Below are 12016 nucleotides of genomic sequence, written 5' to 3'. Positions count from 1 at the left end.
ATTTTCGGAATGTGGTTTGAATCCATACACGGTGTAAACACTGATAATGGAAGATAAATTTGATTTATTCCGATAAATGGAATAAAAATCAGATCCACCGAATTTTTATTCCGGAAAACCATGAGCACCGACACCTCTGAGGACAACAGCCACCAGCGCGGCACCCTGCACCGCAGCTTTTTGGTGATGCGCGCGCTGGCCGCGCACCAGACCGAAGGCGTGCGCGTGACCCATCTGGCCAAGGAAATCGGCCTGACCCAGGCCACCACGCACCGGCTGCTGCAGGGCCTGATCCAGGAGGGCATGGTGGAGCAGGACCAGGTGCACAAGCTCTACCGGCTGAGCCTGGATTTGTTCTCGCTGGCCGCCCAGGCCGGCGCGGTGAGCGACCTGCGCAGCCTCGCGCGCCCGGTGCTGCTGCGCCTGTGCGCCAGCCTCAATGACACGGTGATCTTGATGGTGCGCTCGGGCTTTGACGCGGTCTGCCTGGACCGCATCGAAGGCCAGTTCCCGATCCGCACCTTCACCGGCGATATCGGCGGGCGCGTGGCGCTGGGTGTGGGCCAGGGCTCGCTGGTCATCCTGGCCAACCTGCCCGAGGCCGAGCGCGAGGAGGTGCTGCGCTTCAACCTGCCGCGCATGCAGCACTACAACGTCTATGACGAGGTCTACATGCGCACCGAGATCGACAAGGCGCACCGCCAGGGCTATACCGCCAAGAACTCCGGCCTGCTCGAAGGCATGGCCGGCCTGGCCGTGCCGGTGTTTGACCGGGGTGGCCAGGTGGTCGCCGCCCTGTCGATCGGCACCCACACCGCGCGCCTGAGCGACGAGCGCCTGCCCATCGTGCGCGACATGCTGCTGCGCGAAGCCAAAACGCTGAGCGCCCAGATCAACCCCTTTGACCCGACCTTGCGCCACCCGATGCATGCGATCTCCACCGGGGACCGCACCCGCTCGATGTAAGCGGCGCCAGCCTCTACCCCCTTTTCTCCCGCCCTCTCACCCTTTCAGCGCTACTGACCCCCGCCATGGCCTCCAGCACCCCTTTGCACCTCATCATCAAAAGCGGCGGCAGCGCTGCGATCCCGGAATGGACGGCCCTGTTTGCCGAATTTGCACCCCATGTGGTCGTGCATGACTGGAACAGGCCGCCGGCTGACCGCAGCCTGGTGGATTTTGCGATGGTCTGGGAGCCAGAGACCGGCGCGCTGGCCCGCTATCCGCAGCTCAAGGCCATCTTCAGCTCGGCCGCTGGCGTGGACCATATCCTGGCCGATAGCGAACTGCCGCCAGCGCTGCCCATCGTGCGCATGGTCACGGGCGAGTCGCAGCAGCGCATGGCCGAGTTCTGCCTGATGGCCACCTTGATGCTGCAAAAAAACATGCCGCGCGCGCTGGCCCAGCACCGCCAGCAGCAGTGGATCGAATTCAACCCGCCCCATGTGGCCAGCGAGCTGCGCGTGGGCATTCTGGGCCTGGGCACCCTGGGGGCTGCTGCCGCGCAGATGCTGCGCGCCGTGGGCTACCCGGTGCAGGGCTGGTCGCAAACGCGCAAGCAGATCGAGGGCGTGACCAGCTACTGCGGCCAGGAAGAGCAGGCCGCCTTTTTGCGCAGCAGCCAGGTGCTCATCTGCCTGCTGCCCGATACGCCTGCGACCCGGGGCATTCTCAATGCCCAGCTGTTTGCCCATCTGCCCGCTGGCGCCCAGCTGGTCAATGCCGGCCGGGGCACGCAGCTCCACAGCGCCGACCTGGTGGCTGCGCTCGACAGCGGCCAGTTGGGCGGTGCGCTGCTGGATGTCACCGAGCCCGAGCCCTTGCCGGCTGACTCGCCGCTGTGGACACACCCGCGCGTCATCCTCACGCCCCACATCGCCGCCAGCGCCAGCCGCCGCGCCAAGGCGCGCCAGGTGGCCTTGTCGATGGCGCAGTGGCAGGCCGGGCAGGCGCTGGACAACTGCTTTGACCGGGTGCGCGGCTACTGATCAACCCGGGTACATGGGGCCGGCCAGGCAGCTGAAAGCCGGGCTGCTGCCAGGCCGCTACTGGCGCCATATCCGAGTGTTTTGCGATGCCAAGCCCTTGGCACCATCAGGGCCGCCCAATAGCCGCTAGGATGCGAGCCGCCCTCGTCTGCATCCCCTCCTCTCCATGTCCACCCCTTCCCCTGTGCCCAGCCAGTGCGCGACGCTGATTGGGCTTTCTGCCGTGCTCTGCTGGTCTGCACTGGTGAGCCTGTTCCGCAGCGTTGCCGAACACCTGGGGGCGATAGGCGGGGCCGCCTGCGTGTTCTCGCTCAGCGCCTTCTTGGTGACCTGGCGCTTTGGCCTGCCGCGCGCCGCGCAGCTCAAGGCCATGCACCCGGCCTATGTGCTGGGCTGCGGCCTGCTGTTTGTGCTCAATGAAATTGCCTTCTCGCTGTCCCTGGGCTGGGCCAGCCACCGGGGCCAGACGCTGGAGCTGGGCATGATCAACTACCTCTGGCCCAGCCTGACCTTGGTGATGGCCACGGTGCTGGGGCTGCAGCGCTTTCGCGCCGGCCTGGTGCCGGGGGTGCTGCTGTCGATGGCCGGCATTGTGCTGGTGGTCAAGGGCGACAACGCGCTGTCGCTGGCCAGCCTCTGGGCCAATGTGCAAAGCAACCCGCTGGCCTATGCATTAGCGCTGTGCGCGGCCTGCCTCTGGCCCTGCTATTCGGTGGTGTCCAAGCGCTACACCCAGGGCGCCAATGCGCTGCCGGCCTTTCTCTGGGCCGTGGCCGCCGTGCTGTGGATCAAGTACGCACTCAGCCCCGAACCACCGCTGCGCTTTACCCTGCCCGCGCTGCTGCAGCTGGGCCTGCTCAGCGGCTTGACCGCCCTGGGCTACAGCTGCTGGGACCATGGCCTGCGCGCGGGCAACCTCACGGTGATGGCCGTGGGCTCTTACTTCACCCCCGTGCTGTCGGCCCTGGTCGGTACCGTCTGGCTGCAGGTGCAGCCGTCCTGGAGCTTTTGGCAAGGGGTGCTGCTGGTGACGCTGGGATCGTTGGTCTGCTGGTGGTACACCCGCAGCCCCACCTTGGCCGATGGAAAAAAGCTGGCCGGATAAAGGGGTGGCTGCCGCATGCATGCCGGTTTGGTATACACATACAAACACCTAGTCGTCGCCCGCTGGCCAAACGCGCTCGGCGCACTATAGTGGGCGGGTTGACCGCGTTTTTTCCGAGCTGCCCATGGACTACTCCCGCCCCAACCATATCCCCACTGCCGCCGAGCAAGATGCCGACAAGCGCCTGGAGCTGCGTGGCCTGATCGCATTTGCCGTGCTCACCGTGGTGGCCACCATAGCTGCCGCACTGGTCTTTGGCAGCCATATCGCCTAAGCGCTAATCGCCCCAAGCCACACTGCGCCAACCTGCCGGGCGCCACTGAATGGCAGCTAGGTAGCAGCTCGATGCTGGCTACCAGGCCTGCAGGGCTGTGCTTTTCCGGCTAGGATGCAAGGCTGCTTTTCACAGCTGTCCCTGCATCCAGCCGCGCTCCCATGTCTTCCTCCCCGACGCCCTCTTCCCAGGCCGCTTCGCAACGCGCCACCTTGATTGGCCTGTCGGCCGTGCTGTGCTGGTCCACGTCGGTGGGCCTGTTTCGCAGCGTGGCCGAGCACCTGGGGCCCATTGGCGGGGCGGCAGCGGTGTTTACCTTGGGCGCCCTGCTGGTCACGCTGCGTTTTGGCCGCCCGCGCCTGGCGCAGCTGCGCGCCATGCACCCGGTCTACCTCTGGGGCTGCGGCCTGCTGTTTGTGCTCTACGAGATCGCGCTGTCGCTGTCGCTGGGCTTTGCCAGCAACCGGGGCCAGACGCTGGAGCTGGGCATGATCAACTACCTGTGGCCGAGCCTGACCATTGTGCTGGCCACCGTTTTTGGGCTGCAGCGCTTTCGTGCGGGCCTGGTGCCCGGGGTCTTGCTGGCCATGGCCGGCATCGTGCTGGTGCTCAAGGGCGACAGCGCGCTGTCCATCGCCAGCCTCTGGGCCAATGTGCAAAGCAACCCGCTCGCCTATGGCCTGGCGTTCTCGGCCGCCTGGCTATGGCCCTGCTACTCGGTCATCGCCAAGCGCTATGCGCATGGCGCCAATGCGCTGCCCGCCTTTCTCTGGGCCGTGGGCGCGGTGCTCTGGGTCAAGTACGCGCTCAGCGATGAGCCGGCGCTGCACCTGTCGCTGCCGGCCATCGTGCAGCTGTGCATGCTCAGCGGCCTCACCGCGCTGGGCTACAGCTGCTGGGACCATGGCCTGCGCGCGGGCAACCTCACGGTGATGGCCGTGGGCTCGTACTTCACGCCCGTGCTGTCGGCGCTGGTAGGCACCGTCTGGCTGCAGGTGCAGCCGTCGTGGAGCTTTTGGCAGGGGGTAATGCTGGTGACCGCCGGCTCGCTGATCTGCTGGTGGTGTACCCGCAGCACATAAGCAGCACAGGGCTGACTGCTCAGCCCTTGCGCGCCGCTTCCAGCGCGGCAATGTCAATCTTGGTCATGCCCATCATCGCCTCGAACACGCGCTTGGCCGCAGCGCGGTCGGGGTCGGACATGGCCGCAGTCAGCATGCGGGGCGTGATTTGCCAGGAGATGCCCCAGTGGTCCTTGCACCAGCCACAGGCACTTTCCTGCCCGCCATGGCCAACGATGGCGTTCCACAGGCGGTCGGTCTCGGCCTGGTCGTCCGTGGCGATCTGGAAGGAAAAGGACTCATTGTGCTGAAAATGCGGCCCGCCGTTGAGCCCAATGCAGGCAATGCCCGCCACGTTGAACTCCACCACCAGTACATCGCCCTGCCGGCCATCGGGGTAGTCCCCCGGCGCGCGGTGCACGGCGCCCACAGAGCTGTCCGGAAAAGTCCGGGCATAGAACTGCGCGGCATCGAGCGCATCCCCCTGGTACCAGAGGCATACGGTATTTTTTGCGGTCATCGTCGGTCTCCTGTTTGCACAGACGACTAGCCTAGCGGCTCGCAGCCCGCCTGCAAGTAGGACAGCGCTGCACAGCAAGGACGCCGCCGCACTGCGGGCGACAAGGCCTCAGGCGCCGCTGCGCCTTTTCTCGCGCAGCATGAACAGGTACAGACCCTCGACTTTCTCGCGCGCCCAGGGCGTCTTGCGCAAAAAGCGCAGGCTGGAGTTGATGCTCGGGTCCAGGCAAAAACAACGCACTGGGATGCGCTCACCCAGCTCTTCCCAGCCAAAGTACGCGACCAGCTCGTTCAGGATGTGCTCCAGGGTCAGGCCATGGAGGGGGTTGTTGGGCTGTTCGGCGGTGCTCATGGCCGCCATTGTCGCCCAGCCGGGGCACGGGCCGCGTGGCTGGGGCTTTGCGGGCCGCACATCTGCGCAGCCCGGCGGGGCACTCTTCAGCGGCTAATCGCCATCTCCGCCGCGCAGCACCTGGCGCACCACATCCCCACCAAACCCCCGGCTGGCCAGAAAGCGCATCTGCTTGGCCCGCTCCTGCGGGCTCTCGGGCGGCGCGCCAAAACGGCGTTGCCAGACCTCGCGGGCGCGCTGCAGCTCGGTGCTGCGCAGGCGCTCGCGGGCATCGGCGATCAGCAGGGCATCCACGCCTTTGTGGCGCAGCTCCTGCAGCACGCGGCTGGCGCCATAGCGGGCGGCCTTGGTGTGGATCACGCTGTCGACCACGCGCTGGGCGCTGATGAAGCCCTTGGCTTCGAGCTCGTCGAGGATGGCTGCCAGGTCCTCGCCCTCTTGCACATGGGGGCCGAGCTTGGCCAGCAGCTCGGCACGCGAATGCTCGCGCTGCGCCAGATAGCGCAGCGCCCGGCCCTTGAGGGAGAGTTTGCTGAAAGACATCGGTTCAAATTGCTATAAAACAAATAGCTGCTTGCGCACAGGTTCTGTGCACAAGCAGCTATTCTCAGCGCTGTGGCTAGGCGGCTATCAGCCTTCGGTGCCGGTCGCTACCGGGCCGTCCACCACGCCGTCTTCGGCGGGGCGCAGGCTGATGTTCAGGCTCTCGCGCACCTTGTTCTCGATCTCGATGGCGAGGTCGGAGTTCTCACGCAAGAACTCGCGCGAGTTGTCACGGCCCTGGCCGATCTTCTCGCCGTTGTAGGCGTACCAGGCACCGCTTTTCTCGATGATGCGGGCATTGACGCCCATGTCCAGAATTTCGCCTTCGCGCGAGATGCCTTCGCCAAACAGAATGTCGAACTCGGCCGTCTTGAACGGAGGCGATACCTTGTTCTTGACCACCTTGACCTTGGTTTCGTTGCCGATGGCCTCGTCACCACGCTTGATGGTGCCGGTGCGGCGGATATCGAGGCGCACCGAGGCGTAGAACTTCAGCGCATTACCGCCGGTGGTGGTCTCGGGGCTGCCGAACATCACGCCGATCTTCATGCGGATCTGGTTGATGAAGATGACCATGCAGTTGGTCTTCTTGATCGTGGCGGTGAGCTTGCGCAGTGCCTGGCTCATCAGGCGGGCCTGCAGACCGGGCAGCTGGTCACCCATTTCGCCTTCGATTTCCGCCTTGGGGGTCAGGGCCGCGACCGAGTCGACAACGATCAGGTCCACCGCGCCGGAGCGCACCAGGCTGTCCACAATCTCCAGCGCCTGCTCACCGGTGTCGGGCTGGCTGATCAGGATATCGCCCAGGTTCACGCCCAGCTTTTGGGCATAGCTGGTGTCCAGCGCATGCTCGGCATCGATGAAGGCGCAGGTGCCGCCCAGCTTTTGCATCTCGGCAATCACCTGCAGGGTCAAGGTGGTCTTGCCCGAGGATTCAGGGCCGTAGATCTCGATGACCCGGCCGCGTGGCAGGCCGCCAACGCCCAGCGCAATGTCCAGACCCAGCGAGCCGGTCGACACCACCTGGATGTCCGACACCGCTTCGCCTTCGCCCAGCTTCATGATGGTGCCCTTGCCGAACTGCTTTTCGATCTGGGCCAGGGCGGCGGCCAGGGCCTTGGCTTTTTCGCTGTTGGCTTCGGGTTTGGTGGCGGGTGCGTTCATGGATTTCTCCTTGCGTTTGATGGTCATGTCGTCGATCTGGGGATCCAGCTGTTTGCATATACAGCCTGGATGCTTGAACAGTAGTTTATGGGATGGGTATATTTTATAGAAGCATTTTTTTAGTCAGTTTAGTTGACTATATGCACAATAGCGACTTCGCCCTTTTTCAGCTTTTTAGACTGCTCGCCATGCCCATTCTTCTGCCCCATTTGCCCGATGACAGCTGGCGCCTGACCCATATGGGCCGCCTGCTGGGCCACGCGATGCGCCGTTTTGATACCCGTGTGCTGCAGCTGATGGCCCAGGACGAGGCCGTGCCGCTGGCGCTGTCGCACCTGGCCGAGCGCGACCAGGTGAGCGCCGCCCATGTCCACATCACCCGCCACCTGTCGCTGGCCGGCGACCGCCTGGTGGACCTGGCGGCGCGCGCGGGCATGAGCAAGCAGGCCATGGCCCAGCTGGTGGACCAGTGCGAAGCCTGGAACCTGGTGACCCGCGAGCGCGACCCGCGCGATGCCCGCGCCCGCATCGTGCGTTTTACCGAGACCGGCCTGCTGTGGCTGCAGGCGTTTGAGCGGGCCGTCACCCAGGCCGAGGCGGAGTTCCGCGCCGAGGTCGGCGAGCAGGTCGCCACCGTGGTGCAGCTGGGGCTGGAGGTCTATGGGGCCGACAGCTGAGCGGTTGCGCTTTGCTGCGTTCAGCGGCGCTTGCGCTCGAATTTGTAGAACAGGTTGGGCTCGGAGACGATGTAGATGTTGCCGCTGTGGTCCATCGCCAGGCCTTCGGGCTGCGGCACCCGGTTGGCCAGCCCCGCCATATCGGCCCACAGCGGCATCACGCTGAGCAGGTCACCGGCTCGGCTGTATTCGTACAGCACCGACGACTCCTCCCCCAGCAGCAGCAGGTTGCCGCTGCGCGGATCGACCTCGATGGCGGCCAGATCGGTGCTGGGCATGTCGTCCACCGCCGGCACCTCCCAGGTCGAGACTTTCATATCGACCAGGCCCGGCTTGAGCTTGGACAGCGGCGCATCCATCACCAGCACCTGCATCGGCCATTTCTCGGTCACGGCCAGCAGCTGCTGGCGCTTGGCATCCCAGCCCAGGCCTTCAAGCGCAAAATTCTTGATGGCGATGTCATTGAGCTGCACATAGGGACTGTGGTCGAGCGATACCTCGGTCACCCCCTTGCCAAACTGCACCCAGTAGATGCGGTTGCTGCGCTCGTCGGCAATCGCAAACCAGTCGCCCTGGATATGGGCGATGCCTTCGGTGTCGCGGGCGCCAAGCAGCGGCGCCAGCCGCAGCAAGCGGCCATCGGTGCTCAGCTCGGCAATCTGGGGCGGGCGGTTGGTCACCGCAAACAAGGTCTGGGTCTCGGGGTTGAAGGCCAGGCCTGAGAGGTTGTCGGCAATGCCGCTGACCACCTTGGCATCGATGCTGGCCCGGTAGTGCGGCAGGTTGGCAGGCGGTGCCGAGCGCGGTGCAGACTGCAGCGCATCGGTCTGCCCCGGCATGGCAATGACGTGGTGCCACTGCAGGTACAGGGCGGTCAGCACCAGCAGGGCCGTCACCGCGACCAAGCGGCGCTGCCGCTGCGACGCCTGCCATCTGACCTGTACCTTGGACCCTGGTTTCATCACCACCTGCTGCAATCTCCCCCCACCAGCCACAGGCCGGGTGCCCGCGTGTTCTGGTCAAGACGAGGCGCTATCCTACGTGAGGCCTGCCCCGGTTTGATGACGGCCCGGCCGGATTTACGTCTTTGCAACAAAAAAAGCAGGAGGCCAGCGCGGCGCACCACGGCCTCGCGGCTCACCCGCTTTGATCTATGCTTAGGTAGCCAGCCAGGCCATGGACTCGCCTAGAATCATTGGCACCATCCACATCACGACGACAACACCGATAGGAGACTGCATGCGAATACTGATTGCCGAAGACGACCAGGTGCTGGCCGATGGCCTGCTGCGCAGTCTCCGCAACTCCGGCGCCGTGGTCGACCATGTCTCCAATGGCACCGAGGCTGATGCCGCCCTGATGGCCAACAATGCTTTTGATCTGCTGATTCTGGACCTGGGCCTGCCGCGCATGCATGGGCTCGAAGTGCTCAAAAAGCTGCGCGCCCGGGGCTCGGCCATTCCGGTGCTGATTCTCACCGCCGCCGAGAGCGTGGACGACCGGGTCCAAGGCCTTGACCTGGGCGCCGATGACTACATGGCCAAACCCTTTGCGCTGTCCGAGCTCGAAGCCCGTGTGCGGGCGCTCACGCGCCGGGGCGTGGGCATGAGCACCAGCCTGATCCAGCATGGGCCGCTGGCCTACGACCAGGCCGGGCGTGTGGCCACGTTCGACGGCCGCATGCTCGAGCTCTCGGCCCGAGAGCTGGGCCTGCTGGAGGTGCTGCTGCAGCGCTCGGGGCGGCTGGTCAGCAAGGACCAGCTGGTCGAGCGCCTGTGCGAATGGGGCGAGGAGGTCAGCACCAATGCGATCGAGGTCTATATCCACCGCCTGCGCAAGAAGATAGAAAAGGGCCCCATCCGCATTGCCACCGTGCGTGGCCTGGGTTATTGCCTGGAGAAGATCCAGCCACCGGCCCCGCACTGACCTCCACCCTCCGGCCACAGCGGGGCGATGGCCGCCCCCGGCCCCATTCACGCAAGGACAGCCTTGGCCCTGTTTCGCAGCGAGCAGCGATCTTTGTTCGGAGAGATCCTTGACTGGATGCTCACGCCGCTGCTGCTTTTGTGGCCCGTATCGCTGGCATTGACCTGGCTGGTGGCCCAGGACCTGGCCAACAAGCCCTTTGACCGCGCGCTCGAATACAACGCCCATGCGCTGGCGCAGCTGGTGGGGGTGCAAGGCGGCAAAACCTATTTCAACCTGCCGCTGCCGGCCAGCGAGATCCTGCGCGCCGACGATGCCGACAAGGTGTACTACCAGGTGACCACCCCGTCGGGCATGTTTCTCGCGGGCGAATCGGCCCTGCCCATGCCCGCCAAGGACCTGGAGCGCAGCGTCGGCATGGTCCAGCTGCGCGATGGCGAGCTGCGCGGCGTGGATGTGCGCATCGCCTGGATCTGGGTGCAGCTGTCGCTGCCCGAGCCCAACCTGGCGCTGATCCAGGTTGCCGAGACGCGCGAGAAGCGCAGCGTGCTGGCCACCGAAATCATCAAGGGCGTCATGCTGCCGCAGTTCGTCATCCTGCCGCTGGCGGTGCTGCTGGTCTGGTTGGCGCTGGCGCGCGGCATCAAGCCCCTGCACCTGCTCGAAGAGCGCATCCGCGCGCGCAAGTCCGAAGACCTCTCGCCGATCCAGCACAAGGATGTGCCGCTCGAAGTGGTGCCACTGGTCGACTCGGTCAATGGCTTGCTAGAGCGCCTCAACGATTCACTGGCCACGCAGAAGCGCTTCCTCGCCGATGCTGCGCACCAGCTCAAAACCCCGCTGGCGGGCCTGCGCATGCAGGCCGAGATGGCCCAGCGCGCCGATGCCAAGGAAGACGACCTCAAGCTGTCCTTGCAGCAGATCGGGCGCTCGAGCATTCGCGCCACGCACACCGTCAACCAGTTGCTGTCGCTGGCGCGCGCCGAAGGGCCCAGCGCGCTGCTGCAGCGCACGCCCTGCAACCTGGCCGAGATTGTGCTCGACGCCATGCATGACGGCATTGACCGGGCCCTGGCCAAGCATATCGACATGGGCTATGACGGCATGCAGGTCGAGGACCGCGAAGTCTGGGTCAACGGCAATGCCACCTTGCTGGGCGAGCTGGTGCGCAACCTGCTGGACAACGCGATCAACTACACACCCTCCAGCGCCAGCGCGCCGGGCGTCATCAATGTTCGCCTGATGGCCGACCCCTTTGGCCATGTGATCGTGCTGCAGGTGGAGAACTCGGGCCCCGGCATTCCCGAAGAAGAGCGCGAGCGTATTTTTCAGCCCTTCTACCGCGTGCTGGGCAGCGAGGTCGATGGCTCGGGTCTGGGCCTGCCCATCGTGCAGGAAATCGCCCGCCAGCATGGCGCCACCGTGGGCCTGGAAGACGCGCACCCGCGCCAGGCCCAGCGCGGCGTGGTGTTCAGCGTGTGCTTTCCAACCACGCTGGCGCCGCAGCTGTCCAGCTGAACGGCCCTGCCATCAGGAGCAGCTGCGCAGCTCCTTGCCGTCCATCACATGCCAGCTCTGCACGCGCTTCTTGGTGGCCGCATCCATCTTGGGCCAGCGCACGGTGTAGCTCACGGCCTCGGGGCGCTCGACCACCACCTTGGCGCCGCTCACGCCTTTTTTGCCCATGGACGCCAGATGGCGCTCGGCCGCCTCTTCGCTGGAGAAGCGCCCCAGCGAGATGCCCGGCTCTAGGCTGGCGATGCGGGCGCGGTCGGTGCTGATGTCGAGCGCGCGCAGCTCGTCGCGGCGCGTGTCCAGCGCCTCCTGGCTGCTGAACTTGCCGACATAGACCATCCAGCGGCCGGCGCTGGTGCTGCTGTCCAGGCGCCAGCTGCCTTCTGGCAGCTTGGCCAGCTGCAGGCGCAGCGCGTCGACCTGCTTGGCGTCAAAGTTGCCGGCCACCAGGCATTCTTTTTTCTCGGGCTTCTCCGGTTTCTCTGCCGGCTTGTCGGCGGGCTTGTCCGTTGTCTTGGCTGCGAGCTTGTCGGCTTCTGCAGCCGTTTTGTCTGCGGTGTCGGTGGCCGGCTCAGCCACCGCAACGGCAGCGGGCTCGGATGCGGAAGCAGGTGCGGGTGCGGCCACCGGGGCTGGCGCCGGGGCGGTCTCTGCCGGCGCCGTGCGGGGCTGCTCCTGGGCCTGCTTGGCTTCCTGCGGCGTCAGAATGCGCAGCGCTTCGGGCTTGACCTGCTGCTGCACCCGCTCGGGCTCGGAGGGGTCTTCCGGGCCCCAGCCCAGGCTGCGCAGCATGCCTTGCGAGAAGGCGTAGTAGCCGGCATTGGCCAGTAGCAGCAGCACGATGGCAAAACGAATCATCTCCGCTCCTGTCTGATAGTTCTCTGATCCTGCG

Annotated in this window: 14 protein-coding genes; 8 read left to right on the top strand and 6 right to left on the bottom strand. The window is 65.4% G+C overall.

All coding sequences use genetic code 11. The features are described 5' to 3' along the window. Positions 1-120 precede the first annotated feature (120 nt). The 5 genes from DCO45_RS11895 (at position 121) to yddG (DCO45_RS11880) (ending at position 4449) form a co-directional block, all read left to right on the top strand. Positions 121-966, top strand: coding sequence for an IclR family transcriptional regulator (locus DCO45_RS11895; protein ID WP_021026627.1), 846 nt, complete (start codon positions 121-123; stop codon positions 964-966). A 65-nt stretch (positions 967-1031) separates the two neighbouring features. Then, positions 1032-1988 (top strand): glyoxylate/hydroxypyruvate reductase A, encoded by a 957-nt coding sequence (locus DCO45_RS11890; protein ID WP_207788074.1) that lies wholly within the window; start codon positions 1032-1034, stop codon positions 1986-1988. Positions 1989-2154: 166 nt separating this feature from the next. Further along, complete coding sequence (gene yddG, locus DCO45_RS11885; protein ID WP_116926053.1) at positions 2155-3093, top strand: aromatic amino acid DMT transporter YddG; 939 nt, start codon at positions 2155-2157, stop codon at positions 3091-3093. A gap of 124 nt (positions 3094-3217) precedes the next feature. After that, positions 3218-3367, top strand: coding sequence for a hypothetical protein (locus DCO45_RS22950; RefSeq protein ID WP_165841183.1), 150 nt, complete (start codon positions 3218-3220; stop codon positions 3365-3367). A gap of 161 nt (positions 3368-3528) precedes the next feature. Further along, a complete protein-coding gene (yddG, locus tag DCO45_RS11880; protein ID WP_116926052.1) occupies positions 3529-4449 on the top strand; it encodes an aromatic amino acid DMT transporter YddG in 921 nt (306 codons plus the stop codon). 19 nt (positions 4450-4468) lie between these two features. On the opposite strand, the gene DCO45_RS11875 is transcribed toward yddG (DCO45_RS11880), so the two are convergent. The 4 genes from DCO45_RS11875 to recA all read right to left on the bottom strand — a co-directional run bounded on the left by DCO45_RS11875 (position 4469) and on the right by recA (position 7006). Continuing rightward, positions 4469-4948, bottom strand: a complete 480-nt coding sequence (locus DCO45_RS11875) for a VOC family protein (RefSeq protein ID WP_116926051.1) — start codon at positions 4946-4948, stop codon at positions 4469-4471. A 108-nt stretch (positions 4949-5056) separates the two neighbouring features. Beyond that, positions 5057-5308 carry a VF530 family protein gene (locus DCO45_RS11870; RefSeq protein WP_116926050.1) on the bottom strand — a complete coding sequence of 84 codons (252 nt, stop codon included), beginning with the start codon at positions 5306-5308 and terminating at the stop codon, positions 5057-5059. Positions 5309-5392: 84 nt separating this feature from the next. After that, positions 5393-5842 carry a recombination regulator RecX gene (gene recX / locus DCO45_RS11865; protein WP_116926049.1) on the bottom strand — a complete coding sequence of 150 codons (450 nt, stop codon included), beginning with the start codon at positions 5840-5842 and terminating at the stop codon, positions 5393-5395. A gap of 87 nt (positions 5843-5929) precedes the next feature. After that, on the bottom strand, positions 5930-7006 hold the full coding sequence (recA, locus tag DCO45_RS11860) for a recombinase RecA (protein WP_116926195.1): 1077 nt from the start codon (positions 7004-7006) through the stop codon (positions 5930-5932). Between the two features lie 188 nt (positions 7007-7194). On the opposite strand from recA, the gene DCO45_RS11855 reads away from it, so the two are divergent. After that, positions 7195-7683, top strand: a complete 489-nt coding sequence (locus DCO45_RS11855; protein ID WP_116926048.1) for a helix-turn-helix domain-containing protein — start codon at positions 7195-7197, stop codon at positions 7681-7683. 20 nt (positions 7684-7703) lie between these two features. Here the strand turns inward: DCO45_RS11855 and DCO45_RS11850 are convergent, their stop codons facing one another. Further along, entirely contained in the window at positions 7704-8645 is a 942-nt protein-coding gene (locus DCO45_RS11850; protein WP_133248141.1) for an SdiA-regulated domain-containing protein, read from the bottom strand. Positions 8646-8922: 277 nt separating this feature from the next. On the opposite strand from DCO45_RS11850, the gene DCO45_RS11845 reads away from it, so the two are divergent. Together DCO45_RS11845 and DCO45_RS11840 are read left to right on the top strand one after the other, a co-directional pair. Further along, positions 8923-9609, top strand: coding sequence for a response regulator transcription factor (locus tag DCO45_RS11845; protein ID WP_021026639.1), 687 nt, complete (start codon positions 8923-8925; stop codon positions 9607-9609). Positions 9610-9672: 63 nt separating this feature from the next. Further along, complete coding sequence (locus DCO45_RS11840) at positions 9673-11127, top strand: sensor histidine kinase (RefSeq protein ID WP_116926046.1); 1455 nt, start codon at positions 9673-9675, stop codon at positions 11125-11127. Positions 11128-11139: 12 nt separating this feature from the next. On the opposite strand, the gene DCO45_RS11835 is transcribed toward DCO45_RS11840, so the two are convergent. Continuing rightward, positions 11140-11982 carry an SPOR domain-containing protein gene (locus DCO45_RS11835; RefSeq protein WP_116926045.1) on the bottom strand — a complete coding sequence of 281 codons (843 nt, stop codon included), beginning with the start codon at positions 11980-11982 and terminating at the stop codon, positions 11140-11142. Positions 11983-12016 lie beyond the last annotated feature (34 nt).

This window comes from Comamonas sp. JNW (genome assembly GCF_003105075.1).
Taxonomy (GTDB): Bacteria; Pseudomonadota; Gammaproteobacteria; order Burkholderiales; family Burkholderiaceae_C; genus Comamonas; species Comamonas squillarum.
This window is presented reverse-complemented; position numbering and strand designations above follow the sequence as displayed.